General features: G+C 70.0%; 17 protein-coding genes. 7 read left to right on the top strand and 10 right to left on the bottom strand.

Annotated elements, in window-relative coordinates:
- Window positions 1–446: 446 nt before the first annotated feature.
- The 8 genes from Pph01_RS33705 to Pph01_RS33670 form a co-directional block, all read right to left on the bottom strand.
- Window positions 447–821 (bottom strand): metal-sulfur cluster assembly factor, encoded by a 375-nt coding sequence (locus tag Pph01_RS33705; protein ID WP_239117215.1) that lies wholly within the window; start codon window positions 819–821, stop codon window positions 447–449.
- Window positions 822–945: 124 nt separating this feature from the next.
- Entirely contained in the window at window positions 946–1,383 is a 438-nt protein-coding gene (gene sufU, locus Pph01_RS33700; protein ID WP_204077242.1) for a Fe-S cluster assembly sulfur transfer protein SufU, read from the bottom strand.
- A gap of 4 nt (window positions 1,384–1,387) precedes the next feature.
- Window positions 1,388–2,653, bottom strand: coding sequence for a cysteine desulfurase (locus Pph01_RS33695; RefSeq protein WP_204077241.1), 1,266 nt, complete (start codon window positions 2,651–2,653; stop codon window positions 1,388–1,390).
- Window positions 2,653–3,423 (bottom strand): Fe-S cluster assembly ATPase SufC, encoded by a 771-nt coding sequence (gene sufC / locus Pph01_RS33690; RefSeq protein WP_204077240.1) that lies wholly within the window; start codon window positions 3,421–3,423, stop codon window positions 2,653–2,655. Before sufC ends, Pph01_RS33695 begins: the two co-directional genes overlap by 1 nt.
- 4 nt (window positions 3,424–3,427) lie before the next feature.
- A complete protein-coding gene (locus Pph01_RS33685; RefSeq protein ID WP_204077239.1) occupies window positions 3,428–3,757 on the bottom strand; it encodes a non-heme iron oxygenase ferredoxin subunit in 330 nt (109 codons plus the stop codon).
- Window positions 3,754–4,875 carry a Fe-S cluster assembly protein SufD gene (gene sufD / locus Pph01_RS33680; protein ID WP_204077238.1) on the bottom strand — a complete coding sequence of 374 codons (1,122 nt, stop codon included), beginning with the start codon at window positions 4,873–4,875 and terminating at the stop codon, window positions 3,754–3,756. Before sufD ends, Pph01_RS33685 begins: the two co-directional genes overlap by 4 nt.
- A complete protein-coding gene (gene sufB / locus Pph01_RS33675; protein WP_204077237.1) occupies window positions 4,875–6,287 on the bottom strand; it encodes a Fe-S cluster assembly protein SufB in 1,413 nt (470 codons plus the stop codon). Before sufB ends, sufD begins: the two co-directional genes overlap by 1 nt.
- Window positions 6,284–7,150 carry a helix-turn-helix transcriptional regulator gene (locus tag Pph01_RS33670; protein WP_239117214.1) on the bottom strand — a complete coding sequence of 289 codons (867 nt, stop codon included), beginning with the start codon at window positions 7,148–7,150 and terminating at the stop codon, window positions 6,284–6,286. The genes sufB and Pph01_RS33670 overlap by 4 nt, the downstream gene beginning before the upstream one ends.
- Before the next feature lie 363 nt (window positions 7,151–7,513).
- Between Pph01_RS33670 and Pph01_RS33665 the strand changes: the two genes are divergently transcribed.
- The 5 genes from Pph01_RS33665 (at window position 7,514) to Pph01_RS33645 (ending at window position 12,374) form a co-directional block, all read left to right on the top strand.
- Complete coding sequence (locus Pph01_RS33665; protein WP_204077236.1) at window positions 7,514–8,446, top strand: ABC transporter ATP-binding protein; 933 nt, start codon at window positions 7,514–7,516, stop codon at window positions 8,444–8,446.
- 127 nt (window positions 8,447–8,573) lie between these two features.
- A complete protein-coding gene (locus tag Pph01_RS33660; RefSeq protein WP_204077235.1) occupies window positions 8,574–9,338 on the top strand; it encodes an ABC transporter permease in 765 nt (254 codons plus the stop codon).
- A gap of 321 nt (window positions 9,339–9,659) precedes the next feature.
- A complete protein-coding gene (locus tag Pph01_RS33655; protein WP_204077234.1) occupies window positions 9,660–10,565 on the top strand; it encodes an EamA family transporter in 906 nt (301 codons plus the stop codon).
- Window positions 10,566–10,660: 95 nt separating this feature from the next.
- Window positions 10,661–11,665, top strand: a complete 1,005-nt coding sequence (locus Pph01_RS33650; RefSeq protein WP_425570083.1) for a COX15/CtaA family protein — start codon at window positions 10,661–10,663, stop codon at window positions 11,663–11,665.
- Window positions 11,666–11,675: 10 nt separating this feature from the next.
- Window positions 11,676–12,374, top strand: coding sequence for a SanA/YdcF family protein (locus Pph01_RS33645; RefSeq protein ID WP_204077232.1), 699 nt, complete (start codon window positions 11,676–11,678; stop codon window positions 12,372–12,374).
- A 77-nt stretch (window positions 12,375–12,451) separates the two neighbouring features.
- Here the strand turns inward: Pph01_RS33645 and Pph01_RS33640 are convergent, their stop codons facing one another.
- Complete coding sequence (locus tag Pph01_RS33640) at window positions 12,452–13,834, bottom strand: PrsW family intramembrane metalloprotease (RefSeq protein WP_204077231.1); 1,383 nt, start codon at window positions 13,832–13,834, stop codon at window positions 12,452–12,454.
- 211 nt (window positions 13,835–14,045) lie between these two features.
- On the opposite strand from Pph01_RS33640, the gene Pph01_RS33635 reads away from it, so the two are divergent.
- The gene (locus Pph01_RS33635) at window positions 14,046–15,611 is read left to right on the top strand and encodes a N,N-dimethylformamidase beta subunit family domain-containing protein (protein WP_204077230.1); all 1,566 of its coding nucleotides are present in this window, start codon (window positions 14,046–14,048) and stop codon (window positions 15,609–15,611) included.
- 54 nt (window positions 15,612–15,665) lie between these two features.
- Here Pph01_RS33635 and Pph01_RS33630 read toward each other — a convergent pair whose 3' ends face one another.
- The gene (locus tag Pph01_RS33630) at window positions 15,666–16,628 is read right to left on the bottom strand and encodes a heme o synthase (RefSeq protein ID WP_373315702.1); all 963 of its coding nucleotides are present in this window, start codon (window positions 16,626–16,628) and stop codon (window positions 15,666–15,668) included.
- A 279-nt stretch (window positions 16,629–16,907) separates the two neighbouring features.
- Between Pph01_RS33630 and tkt the strand changes: the two genes are divergently transcribed.
- On the top strand, window positions 16,908–19,010 hold the full coding sequence (tkt, locus tag Pph01_RS33625; protein WP_373315701.1) for a transketolase: 2,103 nt from the start codon (window positions 16,908–16,910) through the stop codon (window positions 19,008–19,010).
- The last annotated feature ends 4 nt before the right edge of the window (window positions 19,011–19,014 follow it).

Raw genomic sequence — 19,014 nt, 5'->3', positions numbered from 1 at the left:
ACGGCGGTGCCGTGCCTCGATCAGGACGTGAGGGAGCGAATCCCACTCGGCGGAACTCCGGGAGTCTCTCCCGGGCGGACGTGACGTCCGGCTCTTCCGGTCATCAGTCCTCGGCACATAGGGTCTCGTGCCGTTCGGCAGCGTCACGCGGTCGTCGCGTCTGGTGATCCAACGCTGCGATCTTTCCGCGAGTCTACCCCGGGCGGGGTCTACTCACGATCATCAGTGGTGCCGGTGTCCCCGCAGACGTGCCGGCCCTCCTGCGAGGACCGCACGGACACCCGGTTCCGTCACATCAGGCAGAGAAACCCACGAAAGTAACGGAACCATCAGAAAAGCACCAACTGCTCATCAGCTTACATCATTCCCGGAAGCCTCTGGGGACACGCGGGTTTCCGGGATCCCGCCGGGCCGTCCGGTACTCACCGGACGGCCGGACAGGCCGATCAGACGTTGAACCCCAGCATGCGCAGCTGGTCACGTCCCTCATCGGTGATCTTGTCGGGGCCCCACGGCGGCAGCCACACCCAGTTGATCACAACGCTGGAGACCAGGTCGGCCAGGGCCGAGTTGGCCTGGTCCTCGATCACGTCGGTCAACGGGCAGGCCGCGCTCGTCAGCGTCATGTCGATCGTCGCGATCGGGCGCTCGCCCTCACCCGCGGCGTCGAGGTTCAGCCCGTAGATGAGGCCGAGGTCGACGACGTTGATCCCGAGTTCGGGGTCCACGACGTCCTTCAGCGCCTCCATGACGTCGTCAGGGGAGGTCTCCCCGTCGTACGCCGGAGCGGGGCTCGTCGGCGTCTCTGTCGGCTTGCTCACGTCGTCTCCTCACCTCGCGGCTCCCCCGCACCCCGTGCCGGGCCGCCGCCTTCACAACCTTGGGGAACGTCCGCGCCCTCGCGCCACCCGCCTCGGGTGATGCGACCGGCGACGGTACGGCAGGTCACGCCTGGCTCCTCACCAGGGCGTCCTTGTAGGCCATCCAGGCCAGCAGGGCGCACTTGACCCGCGCGGGGAACTTCGCCACGCCGGCGAACGCCACCGCGTCGCCGAGCACGTCCTCGTCGGCCTCGACCTGACCGCGGCCCTGCATCAGCCGGGTGAACTCGTCGACCACGGACAACGTCTCGACCACGGTCGACCCCGTGGCCAGCTCGTGCAGCACCGACGCCGCGGCCTGGCTGATCGAACAGCCCTGACCGTCGTAGGAGACGTCGAGCACCTTGCCGCCGTCGCCCAGCTTGACCCGCATGGTGACCTCGTCGCCACAGGTCGGGTTCACATGGTGGACTTCCGCGTCGTACGGCTCTCGCAGCCCCCTGCCCTGAGGGTGCTTATAGTGCTCCAGGATCAGCTCCTGGTACATGCTCTCAGCGATCATGGTTCTAGCCGAACACCTTCTGCACGTGGTGGAGGCCGCGGACCAGTGCGTCGATCTCGGCCGTCGTGTTGTACAGGTAGAAAGACGCCCGCGTGGTCGCTGGAATTCCGAACCGGAGATGCAGCGGGCGGGCGCAGTGGTGGCCTACCCGTACCGCGATGCCGTACACGTCGTCGAGGATCTGCCCCACGTCGTGCGGGTGGATGCCCTCCATCGTGAAGGAGACCGTGCCGCCGCGGGCGACCACGGTGCGAGGCCCGATGATCCTGAGCCCGGAAATCTCCTGCAACGCCTCGAGCGCGTAGCCGGTGAGCTCCTTCTCGTGCCGCTTGATCTCCTCCATGCCGATGGAGGTGAGGTAGTCCACCGCCGCACCGAGGCCGACGGCCTCCACGATCGGGGGCGTCCCCGCCTCGAACTTGTGCGGCACGGGCGCGTAGGTCGAGTGGTCCATCCAGACCGCCTCGATCATCTCGCCGCCGCCGAGGAACGGCGGCATCGCGTCGAGCAGCTCCTTGCGGCCCCACAGGACGCCGATGCCGGAGGGCCCGACCATCTTGTGCCCGGTGAAGGCCACGAAGTCGACGCCGAGCTCGGCCACGTCGACCGGCTGATGCGGCACCGACTGCGAGCAGTCGAGCATCATCAGCGCGCCGACCTCGCGGACCCTGGCCAGGATCGGCGACTCCGAGTTGACCGTGCCGAGCACGTTCGACTGGTGCACGATCGACACGATCTTCGTTCGCTCGTTGACCAGCTCGTCGAGACCGCTGATGTCGAGGCGGCCCTCGTCGGTGACGGGGAACCAGCGCAACGTCGCGCCGGTGCGCTGCGCGAGCAGCTGCCACGGCACGATGTTGGAGTGGTGCTCCATCTCGCTGATGACGATCTCGTCGCCGGGGCCGACCTTGAACCGCTCGTCGGTGTTGACCGGGTTGCCGAAGGCGTACGCCACGAGGTTGATGCTCTCGGAGGCGTTCTTGGTGAAGATCACCTCGTCGCGCGACGGCGCGCCGATGAAAGCGGCGATCTTGTCCCGGGCGCCTTCGTACGCGTCGGTGGACTCGCTGCCCAGGACGTGCAGGGCGCGGCCGACGTTGCCGTAGTGCTGCGCCAGGTGCTCACGCATGGTCTCGATGACCTGCGTGGGCTTCTGCGAGCTGTTTCCGGAGTCGAGATAGACCAGCGGGCGGCCGCCGGGCAGCTCACGGGACAGGATCGGGAAGTCCTTCCTGATCCTCTCCACGTCGAAGGGAGCCGCACCGTTCATCAGGCGGACGCCTTCGTGTACGCCTCGTAGCCCTCGTTCTCCAGCTTCTCGGCGAGCTCGGGGCCACCCTCCTCCACGATCCGGCCGGCGGCGAAGACGTGGACGAAGTCCGGCTTCACGTACCGCAGGATGCGGGTGTAGTGGGTGATCAGCAGCACGCCGGTGTCGGCGCCGGAGCCCTCACCCGATCCGTCGAGGCCGCGGAACCGGTTGATGCCCTCGGAGACGACCCGCAGGGCGTCGACGTCGAGGCCGGAGTCGGTCTCGTCGAGGATGGCGATCTTCGGCTTGAGCAGCTCGAGCTGGAGGATCTCGTGGCGCTTCTTCTCACCACCGGAGAAGCCTTCGTTGGTGTTGCGCTGGGCGAACGCGGGATCGATGGACAACGCGTCCATGCCCGTCTTCAGGTCCTTGGCGAACTCGCGCAGCTTGGGCGCCTCGCCGCGGACCGCGGTGATCGCGGACCGCAGGAAGTTCGACACGCTGACGCCCGGCACCTCGACGGGGTACTGCATGGCCAGGAACAGCCCGGCGCGGGCGCGCTCGTCGACCTTCATCTCGAGGAGGTCCTCGCCGTCCAGCAGGACGCTTCCGGACGTGATCGTGTATTTCGGATGACCGGCGAGCGCATAGGCGAGGGTCGACTTGCCGGAGCCGTTGGGCCCCATGATGGCGTGGGTCTCTCCCGAGCTGACGGTCAGGTCGACGCCGCGCAGGATCTCCTTGTCGCCGACGGCGACGTGCAGGTCACGAATCTCAAGGGTGGGCACTTGATTACTCCTTCGAGAGCGAGACGTACACGTCGTCGCCTTCGATCTTTACTCGGTAGACGTTCACGGGCTTTGTGGCAGGAGGGCCGGTGGGCTTGCCGGTCCGCAGGTCGAAGCAGGAGCCGTGGAGCCAGCATTCGAGGGTGTGGTCGTAGACCTCGCCCTCGCTGAGCTTGACCTCGGCGTGCGAGCAGACGTCGTGCAGGGCGAAGACCTCGTCGCCGGTGCGCACGATCGCCACCGGGACATCGTCGATCTCCACGCCGATGGCACCCTCGTCGGGGATGTCGCCGACCTGGCAGACCTTCTCCCACTGCTCGCGGACCTCGGTCATCGCGCCAGCTCCGCCTCGACGGCGGCGAGGACGCGCTCGCGGATCTCCTCGACCTCGATCTTCTCAAGCAGCTGGGCGAAGAATCCGTGGATGACCAGGCGGCGCGCCTCCTCGAACGGGATGCCCCGGGCCTGCAGGTAGAAGATGTGCTCGTCGTCGAGGCGACCCGAGGCCGACGCGTGGCCGGCGCCGGCGACCTCTCCGGTGAGGATCTCCAGGTTCGGCACCGAGTCGGCGCGGGCGCCGTCGGTGAGGATGAGGTTCCGGTTGAGCTCGTAGGTGTCGGTGCCCTCGGCCTCGGCCCGGATGATCACGTCGCCGATCCAGACCGCGTGCGCGTCCTCGCCCTGCAGCGCGCCCTTGTAGGTCACGTTGCTGCGGCAGTTCGGCACCGTGTGCTCGACCAGGAGCCGGTGCTCCAGGTGCTGCCCGGCGTCCACGAAGTAGAGACCGGTCAGGTCGGCGTCGCCGCCCGGGGCGGTGTAGGCCACCGAGGGCGACAGCCGTACGAGGTCGCCTCCGAGGGTCACCACGAACGAGCGGAACGTCGCGTCCTTGGCGAGCTGGGCGTGGTGGTGCGAGACGTGGACGGCGTCGTCGTCCCAGTCCTGCAGGCTGACGACCTTCAGCGTCGCGCCGTCGCCGACGACGAACTCGACGTTGTCGGCGTACACGGCGCTGCCGCTGTGGTCGAGGACCACGACGGCCTCCGCCATCGCCTCGACCTTGACCACGATGTGGCCGTACGCGGCGCCGCCGCCGGAGCCGCGAAGAGTGATCACCGTCGGCCGCGAGGCGACCGCCTCACGCGGGACGGTGACGACCGTCGCCTTCTCGAACGACGCGTAGGCCTGCGCGCTGATCCGGTCGGCGGGCACGTACGCCTTGCCGACCCGGGCGTCGTCGCGGCCCACGGTCTCGACGGTCACCTCGGGGGCCGCGTCGACGGTGACGTCGACGGTGCCCGAGGCGGCCGCCGTGCCGTTGTGCAGGCCCTTGAGACGGGAGAGCGGGGTGAACCGCCACTCCTCCTCACGGCCGGTCGGCACGGCGAAGTCGGCCACGTTGTACGACGACCGCTCGTGCAGCGTCGACAGCGGCTTGGTCTCGAGGCCCATCAGCCGACGGCTCCTTCCATCTGCAGCTCGATCAGGCGGTTCAGCTCAAGCGCGTACTCCATCGGGAGCTCGCGGGCGATCGGCTCGACGAAGCCGCGGACGATCATCGCCATCGCCTCGTCCTCGTTCATGCCGCGGCTCATCAGGTAGAACAGCTGGTCCTCCGACACCTTCGAGACCGTGGCCTCGTGGCCCATCGACACGTCGTCCTCGCGGACGTCGACGTACGGGTAGGTGTCCGACCGGCTGATCTGGTCGACGAGCAGGGCGTCGCACTTGACGGTCGACGCCGAGCCGGCCGCGCCCTCCTCGATCTGCACGAGACCGCGGTAGGACGTCCGGCCGCCGCCGCGGGCGACGGACTTGGAGATGATCGTCGAGGAGGTCTTCGGCGCGAGGTGCACCATCTTGGCGCCCGCGTCCTGGTGCTGGCCCTCACCGGCGAAGGCGACCGACAGGGTCTCGCCCTTGGCGTGCTCGCCCATGAGGTAGACGGCCGGGTACTTCATCGTGACCTTGGAGCCGATGTTGCCGTCGATCCACTCCATGGTCGCGCCCTCGTACGCCACGGCGCGCTTGGTGACCAGGTTGTAGACGTTGTTCGACCAGTTCTGGATGGTCGTGTAACGGCAGCGGGCGCCCTTCTTCACGATGATCTCGACGACCGCCGAGTGCAGCGAGTCGGACGAGTAGATCGGCGCCGTGCAGCCCTCGACGTAGTGGACGTAGGAGTTCTCGTCCACGATGATCAGGGTCCGCTCGAACTGGCCCATGTTCTCGGTGTTGATCCGGAAGTAGGCCTGCAGCGGGATCTCGACGTTCACGTTCGGCGGCACGTAGATGAACGACCCGCCCGACCAGGTGGCGGTGTTCAGCGAGGCGAACTTGTTGTCGCCCACCGGGATCACCGAGCCGAAGTACTCCTTGAAGAGCTCCTCGTGCTCCTTGAGACCCGTGTCGGTGTCGAGGAAGATGACGCCCTTCTCCTCGAGGTCCTCACGGATCTTGTGATAGACGACCTCGGACTCGTACTGGGCCGCGACCCCCGCGATGAGGCGCTGTTTCTCCGCCTCGGGGATGCCGAGCTTGTCGTAGGTGCTCTTGATGTCGGCGGGCAGCTCCTCCCAGGAGGCGGCCTGCTTCTCGGTCGAGCGCACGAAGTACTTGATGTTGTCGAAGTCGATGCCGGTGAGGTCGGAACCCCACGTGGGCATGGGCTTCTTGCCGAACAGCCGAAGGCCCTTGAGGCGAAGGTCGAGCATCCACTCCGGCTCGTTCTTGAGCGCGGAGATGTCGCGGACGACCTCTTCGGACAGGCCGCGCCGGGCCGCGGCGCCCGCCGCGTCCGAGTCGGCCCAGCCGAACTTGTAATTCCCGAGGCCTTCCAGCTGCGGGCGGTCGGTGACAGTCACCTGCCGGACTCCTTGCTCGTCGATGTGCTCGTTATCTGGGTTGGCGCCTGCCGTGCGGCCAGCGCGTGGGAACTCACATGGGTGGTGCAGACGCCGTCGCCGTTCGCGATGGTGGCCAGTCGCTGCACCGGTGTGCCGAGCAGCTGCCCGAAGGCCTCCGTCTCGGCCTCGCACAACTGGGGGAACGCGGCGGCGACGTGCGCCACCGGGCAGTGGTGCTGACAGAGCTGCTCCCCGCCCTGCCCCGTCTTCGTGGACGACGCGGCGTAGCCCTCGGCGGACAGCGCCTCGGCGAGCACGCGTACCCGCTGGTCGTCCGGCACCTCCCGCATCAGCTGCTCCAGCCTGCTGACCAGGCCGGAGAACTGCGCCTGCGCGAACTCCGACACCGCCTCGCCGCCCAGCCGCTCGGCCAGGAAGCGCAGGGCGCTGCCCGCGAGGTCGTCGTAGGCGTGCACGAAGGCGCTGCGTCCCGCGTCGGTGATCGCGAACATCTTCGCGGGCCTGCCGCGGCCCCGCTGGCCGCGCGGCCGTGCCGTACGGGAGTCGATCATGCCGTCGGCGAGCAGCGCGTCGAGGTGGCGGCGGACCGCCGCGGGGGTGAGCCCGAGCCTCTCCCCCAGGGCCGCCGCGGTCACCGGGCCGTGCTCCAGGATCAGCCTCGCGACCCGGGCGCGCGTGCCGCGCTCGGCCGTGATCTGGGCGGACACACCAGGACCCAGGTGGACGGCGCTCCCCGCCCCCACGTTCGCCTCCGGCGAGTCGGGGGTGGAAGTATGGGGCTGCGTACGCGCGGAGGGCACCACGGAAGGCCGCTGCACAGCGGTCTCCTCGGTGTTCATCCTCTCGGGCACGTATTTCACAACATCAGTGTGCCGTAATTCCTTCCCGGACGACAAACCAAGGGGAAGACAAGAAGGATGCAATTTCTCACGCAGGTAAGGCTTACCTAACCTGCGAAGACGTACCGTGGAAGCCGTGCCCGGCAGCCCGTCCGTAGATCATCGGGGGGCGGTACGCGATCACAATGGGGCGGATGTCCACCGGCGGTGTCTCAGCCTTCGGCCGTGTTTCGGCCGTGGGACGGCCATCCCCCGGCCGGACCGGCAGTCTCGCTCCCTAGACTCGTTGGGAATCGGCAGACCGGTTCGAATCGACGACCAGCGCGGGCGGACCGGTTCCCGGCCGGCCCCGATGGTTCATCTCGCTGAGGGGAGGCCCGTGACGTGCGGGCGGGTGGCAGCGCCTCGGGCGCCGGAGCAGCCGTCGAGATCAGTGGGCTGATCAAGCGGTACGGGCGGACGATCGCCGTGGACGGTCTGACCATGGCCTGCGGACGCGGCGAGGTGACGGCGATCCTGGGCCCCAACGGCGCGGGCAAGACCTCCACCATCGAGATCTGCGAGGGATACCGCCGCCTCGACGCGGGGACGGTGCGGGTGCTGGGGCTCGACCCGGCCGATCCCTCGCTCCGGCCGCGCCTCGGCGTGATGCCCCAGGCCGGAGGCGTCCCCCCTGCCGCGCGGGCGGGCGAATGGCTCCGGGTGGTGTCCCGCTTCTACGCCCACCCTCTCGACCCCGGGGCGCTCCTCGACCTTCTGGGCCTCACCGACCACGCGCGCACGCCGTACAGACGGCTGTCCGGCGGGCAGCAGCAGCGGCTCTCGCTCGCCGCGGCCGTCATCGGACGGCCGGAGCTGGTCTTCCTCGACGAGCCGACGGCAGGCCTCGACCCGCAGGCACGGCACGCGTGCTGGGACGTGGTGACGGGGCTTCGCGACGCGGGCGTGTCCGTGGTTCTGACCACCCATCACATGGACGAGGCGGAGAAGCTCTCCGACCACGTGGTGGTCATCGATCACGGACGGGTGGTGGCCGAGGGCAGCCCCGAGACGCTGACCGGCGCCGAACGCCAGCTCCGCTTCCGCGCGCGGCCCGGGCTCAACCTCGACGAGCTGCTCAGCGCGCTGCCGCCCGGGAGCGCCGCCAAGGAGTCGCCCGCGGGGCACTACATCATCGAGGGCCAGGTCGGCCCCCAGCTGCTGGCGACGGTCACCGCCTGGTGCGCCACGGAGGGCGTCACCGCCGAGGACCTGAGCATCGAGCGCCGCACGCTGGAGGACGTCTTCCTCGAGCTCACCGGCAGGGAGCTGCGATGACGTTCCCCGGGCGGGCGGAACGGCCCGAAGGGCGGCGAGAGGGCGGTCGCCGCGAAGGCACGCGACCCGACCTGTGCACCGAGCCTGCTCGCCGGCGGGACGATCTGACGACTGGTGGAACGACCTGATGACGACGCTCGACTTCAGCCCCAGGCCCGGGGCGGCCCCGCTGCCCCGGATGGTCCTCGCCCAAGCGGGCGCCGAGGCCCGGGCGATGCTCCGCAACGGCGAGCAGCTGCTGCTCACGCTGATCATCCCCATCCTGCTCCTGGTGGGCTTCTCCCAGGCCGCGCTCATCGACGTCGAAGGGTCGCGGATCGGCTTCGTCACCCCCGGGATCCTCGCGCTCGCCGTGATGTCCACCGCTTTCACCGGGCAGGCCATCGCGACCGGGTTCGAGCGGCGGTACGGCGTGCTGAAGCGGCTCGGCGCCACTCCCCTGTCCAGGGCGGGGCTGTTGCTCGCCAAGACCTGCGCGGTCATCGCGGTCGAGATCATCCAGGTCGTGGTGATCGGCGCCGTCGCGCTGGCCCTCGGCTGGTCGCCCCACGGCAACCCGCTGTGGGTGATCCTGCTGGTCCTGCTCGGGACGGCCGCGTTCAGCGGGCTCGGCCTGCTCATGGCGGGGACGCTCCGGGCCGAGGCCACCCTGGCGGGGGCGAACCTGGTCTACCTCGTGCTGCTCGGGCTCGGCGGCGTCGTGTTCCCACTGACCAAGTTCCCCAGCGGCATCCAGCCCATCCTGGAGCTGCTCCCGATCACGGCGCTCACGCAGGGCATGCGGTCGGTGCTCGAGAACGGCGCGGGCTTCCCCACGGGGCCCGTGATCGTCCTGCTCTGCTGGACCGTGGCCGGCCTGGGACTGGCCGCCCGCACGTTCCGCTGGGAGTAGTCCCTCCCTGTTGCATGATCACGCCAGGCGTCTGCCCAGGTCAGGGTTGACGTTCTTGAACCAGTGCTTGATCACGACCGGCGTCTGCCCAGGTCAGGGCGCGCCTCGCCGAAGGCGTGCATGATCAACCCCAAAGCTGTCGCCGACTTCCCTGTACGGCTCCCGCACGCCTGTCTCACGCCGAGCGGCGGCCGCGGGGCGGGGGGCATTCCCCGGACGCGATCGAGGGACGGCTGGTCAGGCCCGAGATTGAGGGTCTGGCATAGTGCTGGTTGTCCAATTCTGGGCGGTTAATCGTTTCTGCTCGGGGGAGTTGCCCGCATGACCGCTGAATCCCTGTCCGGGGCCTCCGAGCCGTACCGGATGAGGGCGGGAAGGGCACTCCGCACGACGTCGGACGCCATCCCGCCCTCCGGGCTGGTGCTCCTGGCGATCCTGTCGGTCCAGGTCGGCGCCGGGCTGGCCAAGAACCTGTTCACCCAGCTTTCCCCGTCCGCGGTGGTGTTCCTCCGGATCGGCATCGGCGCGGTCATCCTGCTCACCATGGCCCGGCCCAAGGTGCGTGGGATGACCCGGCGCGACCTCGCCGTCGCGATCTCGTTCGGGGTCAGCCTCGGGCTGATGAACCTCTCGTTCTACGAGGCGCTCGCCCGCCTGCCCATCGGGATCGCGGTCGCCATCGAGTTCCTGGGCCCGCTCACCCTCGCCGTGGTCTCCTCCCGCCGCCTGCTCGACCTGGCCTGGGTCGTCCTGGCCGCGGCAGGTGTGATCCTGCTCGCCCCCTGGGGCCAGGGCGGCGGGGCGAACTGGGCCGGCATCGGCTTCGCCGCGCTCGCCGGCGCGCTATGGGCCGCCTACATCGTCCTGTCCTCGGCCACCGGCGCCAGGTTCCCCGGCGCCAGCGGGCTGTCCTTCGCCATGATCGTGTCCACGATCGTCATCACGCCGATCGGCGTCGCCTCGGGCGGAGCCGACCTGCTCGATCCCCACATCCTGCTCGTGGGCACGGGGGTCGCGCTGTTGTCGTCGGTCATCCCCTACTCGCTGGAACTCGAGGCGCTGCGCCGGATGCCGAAGCAGGTCTTCGGCATCCTGATGAGCCTGGAGCCCGCCGTCGCCGCGCTGGTCGGGCTCTTCGTCCTCGGCGAGGTGCTCCAGGTGCACGAGTGGGCCGCGATCGGCTGCGTCGTCGCGGCGTCGATCGGCGCCACCAGGGCCAGGTCCTGACACCGTCGCAACACGAAAACGATTCAGATCACCTTGCTATAGGAGGATCAGGGTCGAAGGGGACACCGCCCCTGGTGCCGCCTACGATGATTGCCGTGACCCGCCTAGTTGACCGGCTTCGCCCTCTTGCGATCGCCTTCTATCGCTCGTTCTGGTTCTCCACCGCCGCCACGATGCGGCGCTGGGCCTTGGCGGCTGTAGTGGTCAACGCGGGCATCGCCGTCACCGGCGCCGCCGTGCGGCTGACCGGATCCGGCCTCGGCTGCCCCACCTGGCCGCGCTGCACCCCGGACAGCTTCGTCCCGGCACCGCATGACGCGCACTCCCCGGTCAACATGGCCATCGAGTTCGGCAACCGCCTGCTCACCTTCCTGGTGCTGGCCGTCGCAATCGGCTGCTTCCTCGCGGCCGTACGGCTCGCGCGGCCCGGCAGCGACCAGGGCCGCCGGGTCCTCGTAGGGCTGGCCACGCTCCAGCCGCTCGGGGTCGTCGCCCAGGCGCTCTGGGGCGGAGTGGTGGTCCGCAGCGTGCTCAACCCGGTGACGGTCAGCGTGCACTTCCTCCTGTCGGTCGGCATGATCGCCGCGGCGTTCGCCCTGTTCGCCCGGTCCGGGGAGGGCGACGCGCCGCCCCATCGGCTGGTCCACCGGGACATCAGGACGCTGGGCTTCTTCCTCACCGCCGCGGTGTTCGTCCTGATCATCGTCGGCGTCGTGGTCACCGGCACCGGCCCCCACTCGGGCGACCAGAGGGCCTCCCGGTTCGACTTCGACATCGAGAGCGTGGTGCGACTGCACACCGACGTCGTCTGGATCGTGGTCGGGCTGACGTTCGCGCTGCTGTTCGCGCTCCACGTGACCGACTCGCCCGGACGGGCGAGACGCGGCGCGCTGGTGCTGCTCGGTGTCGAACTGGGCCAGGGGGTGATCGGCTACGTGCAGTACTTCCTCGCCGTCCCCGCCCTCATGGTGGGCCTGCACGTGCTGGGCGCGACCCTGGTGTGGATCGCGACCCTGCGGGTGGTGTTCCTGATGCGATCACGCGGGACGCTGGACGCGCCCGCGGCCGAGCAGGCCCTCCCCCACGCCGCGAACGCCTGACCCACCACGCATGATCCGCCTGCCACGCCCCCCGTGGTCTCGTGCCACACTGCGCACGGCCTTCCAGATCGTCGTCGTGCTGAGCCTGCTGCCGTTGGGCCCGATCACCTGGGCGTGGCTGGACAGCGCGTCTCATCGGGTGGTCGCGCGCCCCGGCGCCGACTGGATCGACTCGGTGCCCGTGATGCCCGCGGCGCTCGTGCTCGGCGCGGGCATCGGCGGCGACCGGCCCACGCCGATGTTGCGCAGCAGGCTGGACCTGGCGGCCCGGCTCTACCAGGCCGGGAAGATCAGGGCGATCCTCGTGTCAGGCGACAACAGCCGGGTCGGATACGACGAGCCGACCGTGATGCGCGATTACCTCGTCACTCAGGGGATCCCGGTCACGAAGATCGCCCTCGACTACGCCGGTTTCGACACCTGGGACTCCTGCGTCCGGGCCAACAAGATCTTCGGCGCGACCCGACTCGTCGTGGTGACCCAGGAGTTCCATCTCCCCCGGGCCGTGGCGCTGTGCCGTACGGCGGGGATGGAGACGTTCGGCGTGGGCGACGACTCGAGCCGCGACTGGCCGCTGGAGACGGCCGTGTACGCCGCCAGGGAGATCCCCGCGGCCGCCAAGGCGCTGCTGAACAGCCTGGTCCTGAATTCCTCGCCCCGGTTCCTCGGTCCCCGCGAGACCTCCCTGGACGACGCGATCGCGGGCTGACGGTCGCCTCGGCCCCCTGAAGGCGCCCCGGGTGCCGTCACGCACGGCGCGGGCCGCGGATGAAGGACGCGGCGGCCCTATCCGGCGGCGGTGCCGGGCGGGTAGCCGCCGTGGTCGTATCCGGGCGGGCCCGGAGCATGGCCGCCGTGGTCGTACCCGGGCGGAGACGAAGGGGGGCCGCCGGGACCGTAGCCCGGCGGGCCGTACCCCGAGCCGGGACCGCCGGGCGGGAAACCGCCGGGACCGTAGCCGGGGATCCGCGGCGGATGGCCTGGAGTGGGGGCGCCGGGTGCGTACCCGGGCGGCGGCACTCCCTTCGCCGCGCGGGCCTGATGCCGTTCGGGCATCGGGAAGGACAGGCGGGCGTAGGCCATCAGGTCGGCGAGCGAGCGCTGGGTGCCCCGGAAGGACTCCTCGTCGACGCCGCCGCGGGCCGCGCGCTCGTGGAGCAGCCCGAGCTCGGTGGCGGCGAGCTGGTAGTCGCTCATGGCCCGGGCGCCGGCCTTGCCGCCGAGCGCCCTGGCCCAGGTGCGCGCGTGCCTGCGGCGCCGCAGCGACGACAACATGTAGATGTCCGCCTGGTTGACCAGCCCGTTGCGCTCGTACGGCGGCAGGTAGTGGTGGATCAGGCCGACGATGCGCTTCCTGTCCCTGACGATCACCGTGATCTCGATCACCAGGATGACCATCAGGATCAGGTACGCGATCGCGAGTCCGCCGAGCCCGCCGAAGGAGGCGAAGCCGTTCCAGGTGCCGTGCAGGGCCATGGCCCCGATCCAGCCCGCGATGATCATGATGGTCGCGGGCGCTCCTCTGCGGTTGGCCGCGTACGCCACCGAGATCCCGATCAACGAGGTGAACAGGGGATGCGCGAACGGGGAGAGCACCCCGCGCAGCACCACGGTGGCGGCGAGCCCCTGGGGGCCGTTCTGGTCGAGCGCGGCGAGGTAGTAGCTGACGTTCTCCGACATCGCGAAGCCGAGGCCGACCATGCTCGCGTAGATGATGCCGTCGGTCGGCCCGTCCAGCTCCTGCCGCCGGAACCGCAGCAGCCCCAGCAGCACCAGGCCCTTCAGCGTCTCCTCGACCGGCGGCGCGCCGAACGTGGCGACGAGGTTCCGCGCGCTGTTCGGGTCCCCGAGCGTCCGCTCTAAAGCGAGCAGGTTCAGCGAGTTGAGGATGCCGGCGAGCAGGACGGCGATCCCCGCCCCCCACGCGAACGCGAAGATCAGCGTGGTGCGCGGTTCCGGCTCCATGCGGTCCAGGGCGAGAACACCGGCGAGCAGCAGCGGGACGGGCGCGACCGCCAGCCCGAGCGCGAGGGTGAACTGGACCGGGTCACCGTTCAGGATGTCGAAGGAGAACGACACCAGGGCACAGATCCCCGCGATGACCAGGCCGATGATCAGGCCTGCCGACGGGCGGTCCTTCAGCACCGCGCGGGGATCAAGGCTCGCCATTCCGCGACTGTAACCGAACACGCACGTCCTGTCCCCTCCGGCCCCGGCGGATCCCCGCCCCGGACCGGCTCACGGACCGGCTCACGGACCCGCGCGGCGAGGCCATGCCTTTCCACGAAACGGGTGGACAGCAGACCTCTCGCGCGGCCTCCGCCCCCGGGCTCCACGATATTTTCGCCAGCGCGATGTCGGCTTCGAGCAGGTGGGGATGATGGGCGAGGCACCTCAGGACGGCCTTGGCAGGCGCCGGTTCCTCCGGGTGGCGGGCGCCGCGGCCGTCGCAGGATCCGTCGGCGGGTGCGCCGGCCCGCGGGAGCCCGCCCCGAGACCGTCCGCGGCTCCGTCCGCGCCTGCCGCGCCCGCCACCGCGCAGGCCATGCCGCTCGAGCCGCCGCCTCTGCCCGAGCGGCTCCTGCCGGGCGACCCCGGGTGGCGGCTGACGTCGTACGGCCCGGCGGGCGCCGTCGACGGCTACTGCGACAAGGTGAGCGTGCTCCCCGGGGAGCCGGTCGGCCTCCATGTGTCGACGATCACAGACGGCTTCCGCGTCACGGCCTACCGCATGGGCTGGTACGGCGGAGCCCTCGCACGCAGGGTCTGGAGATCCGGCTGGATCCGCGGCAGGGCCCACGCTCCCGCCGATCTGGACCCGCTCACCCGGACCGTCACCGCCGCCTGGCCGCGATCCGCCACCGTGCCCACGGACGGCTGGCCCGAGGGCGTCTACCTCCTGCGCCTGGACGCGGCCGGAGGGGCACAACGGTACGTCCCCCTGGTCGTCCGCTCGGCGAGCGTGGCGGGCAAGACCCTGCTGGTCCATGCCGCCGCCACCTGGCAGGCCTACAACGGCTGGGGCGGCCACAGCCTCTATCTCGGTGAGGGCGGCGGATACGACACCCGTTCGCTGGCCGTCAGCTTCGACCGGCCCTACGACCCGACGGGCGTGGAGAAGTTCCTCGTCCACGAACGGGCGGTCGTGGCGCTCGCCGAACGGCTCGGCGTCGACCTCGCCTACACCACCGGCGTCGATCTCGACCGCCGTCAGGCCCTGGAAGGCGCCAGGGCGGTCTTCTTCCTCGGCCACGACGAGTACTGGACGCCCGAGATGCGGCGTGGTGTCACGGCCGCCAGGGACGCCGGCACGAACCTCGCGTTCCTCGGGGCCAACACGTGTTACCGCCGCATCCGATTGGAGCGGGACGGCCGCCGGGTGGTCTGCTACAAGACGGACGCGGGGCTCGACCCCGTGTACGGCGTCAGCCCCGAACTGGTGACCGCGGACTACCGGGCCGAGCCGATGCCCGACCCCGAGTCGTCGCTCGTCGGCGTCTACTACGACGGCTTCCCCGCGGACGCGCCCTATGTGGTCGCCACACCACGTCACTGGCTCTTCGCGGGCACGGGGGTCGCGTACGGCGACTCGTTCCCCCATCTGGTGGGCGTGGAGTACGACCGGGTGAACCCGACCGTGCCGACCCCGCGACCGCTGGAGATCCTCGCCCACTCGCCCCTGATGTGCGGCAGGAGGCCGAGTTTCGCCGATTCGGCCTACTACACCGCGCCGAGCGGGGCCGGGGTCTTCGCCTCCGGGACGATGCGATGGGCCGAGGCGCTGATGGCCGGCACCCGCGACAGTCCCGTGACGCACGGCATCGACCAGCGGACGCGGTGCTTCGTCACGACGGTGACGGAGAACCTGCTGCGGTCCTTCGGGCGCGGGCCCGCGGGAGAGCTCGAACCGGCCCCGCGGGACAACGTCGCCGACATGTACGGCTGAGCCGTACGGAGACGCCGTGTGAAGGCGCCGGACCGACCGGACGGAGCCGGACGGTCAGACGAGCAGCGCGTCGACCGCGACCGCGAGGAAGAGCAGCGCCAGGTAGACGTTCGACCAGTGGAAGAACCGCATCGGCCGCAGGTCGACGCCCGTCTTGCCGGCGTTCAGCCGGGAGAGCAGACGGTAGACCTCCCACAGGCACCCGGCACCGAGGACCAGGGCCACCACGGGATAGAGCAGCGTGGTCTTCGCCACAGGCCACAGCAGCAGCGAGCACAGCACGGTCGCCCACGTGTAGGCGATGGTCTGCCGCACGACCTGGCGCTCCGTGGCCACCACGGGCAACATCGGCACATGCGCGGCGGCGTAGTCCTCGCGGTAGCGCATGGCCAGGGTCCACGTGTGCGGCGGCGTCCAGAAGAAGACCACCCCGAACAGCACCAGGGGCGCCCAGGACAGGCCGCCGGTGATCCCGGACCAGCCGATCAGCACCGGCATGCAGCCCGCGATTCCGCCCCACACGATGTTCTGCGACGTCCGCCGCTTGAGGAACATCGAGTACACGAAGACGTAGAACAGGATCGCCGCCAGCGACAGCCCCGCCGCCACCCAGTTCACCGTGAGGCCGAGGCCCGCGGTGGACAGGACGCCGAGGACGATGCCGAAGACGAGCGCCCCCTGCGGGGAGACGTCGGACTTGGCGAGGGGCCTGCGGCGCGTGCGCCGCATGGTCTTGTCGATGTCCCTGTCGATATAACAGTTCAGGACGTTCGCGCTGCCCGCCGAGAGAGTGCCGAAGATCATCGTCGCCGTGGCCGTCCACAGCGGGGGCAGACCCCGCGCCGCGAGGAACATCACCGGCAGGGTCGTGATCAGGAGCAGCTCGATGATCCGGGGCTTCGTGAGCGCCACATACGCCTTGATGACCGCCCCGAGGGTACGGGTGGTCGTGGCGGCGGCGGCCGTCGCGGCGGTTCCCGGCGGGGCCATCGTTTGCTTGTTCGTCAGCAGCGTCAAGGCGCTTCCAACACATGCGGGGTCAACGCGTAACCTCTGATTAGAGCGGATCTCCGGGCAGCACCCCGGCAGTTGAGCAATCACTGTAGTCGGGGAGACCGGTGGTCCAGGAACTGGGGCCGAAAGCCCACCTAGTCCCGGCACCCGGAGGCCTCGCTGCTCAGGTGCCTCGCGGCCGACCGAGGGGCTGCGGAACGGCACTACAGCGGACCCACTAGGGTCCCCGTGTGGGCGGGATTGCCACAACCCAGCGCGAATGACAAGAGGGGAATCGAGCAGTTGAGCAGCGAAAGCCTTGAGTGGAGCGACCTCGATCGGCAGGCTGTCGACGTGGTCCGCGCCCTGGCGATGGACGCGGTGGAGAAGGCGGGCTCGGGCCACCCCGGCACCGCGATGAGCCTCGCCCCCGCCGCCTATCTTCTTTTCCAGCGAGTCATGCGCCACGACCCGTCCGACGCTCAGTGGGCGGGTCGTGACAGGTTCGTCCTGTCCGCCGGGCACAGCAGCCTGACCCTTTACATCCAGCTGTACCTGTCGGGCTACGGCCTGACGCTCGACGACCTGAAGGCCCTGCGCCAGTGGGGCAGCCTGACCCCGGGTCACCCCGAGCACGGCCACACCGTCGGAGTCGAGACCACCACCGGGCCGCTCGGCCAGGGCTTCGGCAACGCCGTGGGCATGGCGATGGCGTCCCGCCGCGAGCGCGGCCTGTTCGACCCGGACGCCCCCGCGACCGAGTCGCCGTTCGACCACATGATCTGGTGCATCGCCTCCGAGGGCGACATCGAGGAGGGCATCAACCACGAGGTCGCCTCGATCGCCGGCCACCAGCGGCTCGGCAACCTCGCGGTGATCTTCGACGCCAACCAGATCTCGATCGAGGACGACACCGACATCGCCCTGTCCGAGGACGTGCTCAAGCGCTACGAGGCGTACGGCTGGCACGTCCAGGACGTCGACTGGCTGAAGACCGGCGACTACAAGGAGGACGTCCCCGCCCTGTACGCGGCTCTCGAGGCCGCCCGCGCGGAGACCGGAAAGCCGTCGATCATCAGGCTGCGCACCATCATCGGCTGGCCCGCGCCGAACAAGCAGAACACCGGCAAGATCCACGGCTCCGCGCTCGGCGCGGCCGAGGTCGCCGCCACCAAGCAGGTCATGGGCATGGACCCGGAGAAGCACTTCGACGTCCCCGCCGAGGTGCTCGAGCACGCCCGCGCGGTCGTCGCCCGGGGCCGCGAGGCCCACGCCGGCTGGGAGAAGGGCTACCAGAGCTGGCGTGAGAACAGCCCCGAGCGCGCCGAGCTGTTCGACCGGATCTCCCACCGCAAGCTGCCCGCCGGCTGGGACGAGGCGCTGCCGTCCTTCGAGGTGGGTTCCTCCGTCGCCACGCGCAAGGCGTCCGGCGAGGTGCTGAACGCGCTGGCGCCGGTCCTCCCCGAGCTCTGGGGCGGTTCGGCCGACCTGGCCGAGTCCAACAACACCACGATGAAGGGCGAGCCGTCCTTCATCCCCTCGGACCGCCAGACCAAGGAGTTCCCCGGCAACCCCTACGGCCGCACGCTGCACTTCGGCATCCGCGAGCACGGCATGGGCGCCATCCTCAACGGCATCGCGCTGCACAACGGCACGCGCCCCTACGGCGGCACGTTCCTGGTCTTCAGCGACTACATGCGCCCCGCCGTACGGCTGGCCGCGCTGATGAAGCTGCCGGTGACCTACGTCTGGACGCACGACTCGATCGGCCTCGGCGAGGACGGCCCGACCCACCAGCCCGTCGAGCACCTGTGGGCGCTTCGCGCGATCCCCGGCCTCGACGTGGTGCGCCCGGCCGACGCCAACGAGACCGCCGCGGCGTGGAAGGTGATCCTGGAGCACGATGACCGCCCCGCGGCCCTCGCGCTCACCCGGCAGAACCTCCCGGTCTACGAGGGCACCGGCGACGCGGACAAGGTCGCGCGCGGCGGGTACGTCCTCCAGGACGCCTCCAACGGGCAGCCGGAGGTCGTCCTGATCGGCACCGGCAGCGAGGTCGAGATCGCCGTCGAGGCCCGGGGCATCCTCGAGTCCGAGGGCATCGCGACGCGCGTCGTCTCGATGCCGTGCGTGGAGTGGTTCCAGGCACAGGACGACGCCTACCGGCAGAGCGTCCTGCCTCCGGCGGTCCGGGCCAGGGCCGCCGTCGAAGCGGGAATCTCGCTGGGCTGGCGCGAGTTCGTCGGTGATGCGGGGGAAGTGCTCAGTTTGGAGCACTTCGGAGCCTCCGCGCCGTACAAGACGATTTATGAGCAGTTCGGCCTGACCGCCGAGCGACTGGTGGCCGCCGCCAAGGCCAGCCTGGCCAAGACCGGGGCTGACAAGGGCGAGACGACCGGAAACTGAGGGA

The sequence above is a fragment of the Planotetraspora phitsanulokensis genome, assembly GCF_016863295.1.
Lineage (GTDB): Bacteria > Actinomycetota > Actinomycetes > Streptosporangiales > Streptosporangiaceae > Planotetraspora > Planotetraspora phitsanulokensis.
The sequence above is the reverse complement of the archived record's forward strand: the minus strand, read 5'-3'. Positions and strand labels throughout refer to the sequence as shown.